1 protein-coding gene is annotated in these 1,075 nt (G+C 57.7%); it reads right to left on the reverse strand.

Annotation, left to right across the window (positions count from 1 at the left end; all coding sequences use genetic code 11):
* The coding region (locus SJI00_RS22330) for an immunoglobulin-like domain-containing protein (RefSeq protein WP_322463852.1) at positions 1-1,075 on the reverse strand (1,075 nt) is incomplete at both ends.

Consider the following 1,075-nt stretch of genomic DNA (forward strand, 5'->3'; position numbering starts at 1 on the left):
CACGTCATTGCTGACTGCCGTCGTTACAGTCCCGGAGCTCTGGCCCACTGCGATGGTGATGGTCTCGCCGTTGGCGAGTTTCACCGTGACCGGAGTGTTGGTGACCGGCGCGCTGACGGAAGCGGTGTAAATGATGGATCCGCCTTCGGCGACCGAAGGAGTAGCCGTCAACGTTACGGTCGAAGTATCGACCGTATCGGTCACAGTTGTTGTGACAGCAGTTTTGTTAGCCACCAGGCTTTCGAAGTTGCCGCCAGAAACGGTGGCGATGCTGTTATTTACAGCTGCATGACCCACGTACACGTCGTTGGTAACCGGAGCACTGACGGTACCGGAGCTCTGGCCCACCGCAATCGTGATGGTCTCGCCATTAGCGAGTTTCACGGTGACCGGAGTGTTGGTAACCGGAGCGCTGACCGAAGCGGTATAAACGATCGAGCCGCCTTCGGCGACCGAAGGAGTAGCGGTCAACGTTACGGTCGAAGTATCGACCGTATCGGTCACAGTTGTTGTGACAGCAGTTTTGTTAGCCACCAGGCTTTCGTAATTACCGCCAGATACATCCTTGATGCTGTTGCTGACCGAGTCATGGCCGACGTACACGTCGTTGCTGACTGCTGTCGTTACAGTGCCGGAGCTTTGGCCCACTGCGATGGTGATGGTCTCGCCATTAGCGAGCTTCACGGTGACCGGGGTGTTGGTGACTGGCGCGGTAACGGAGGCGGTGTAGACGATCGAACCACCTTCGGCAACCGAAGGAGTGGCAGCCAGAGTTACGGTCGAAGTATCGACGGTGTCGGTTACGGTTGTGGTGACAGCAGTTTTGTTGGCCACCAGGCTTTCGTAGTTGCCGCCCGAGACGGTAGTGATGCTGTTGCTGACCGAGTCATGGCCGACGTACACATCATTGCTGACTGCTGTCGTTACAGTGCCGGAGCTTTGGCCTACTGCGATGGTGATGGTCTCGCCATTGGCGAGTTTCACAGTGACCGGAGTGTTGGTGACCGGCGCAGTGACGCTGGCGGTGTAGACGATGGAGCCGCCTTCGGCAACGGATGGTGTCGCGGTCAAAGTC

The organism is Pseudomonas gebzensis (genome assembly GCF_034427815.1).
In the GTDB taxonomy this organism is placed as follows: domain Bacteria; phylum Pseudomonadota; class Gammaproteobacteria; order Pseudomonadales; family Pseudomonadaceae; genus Aquipseudomonas.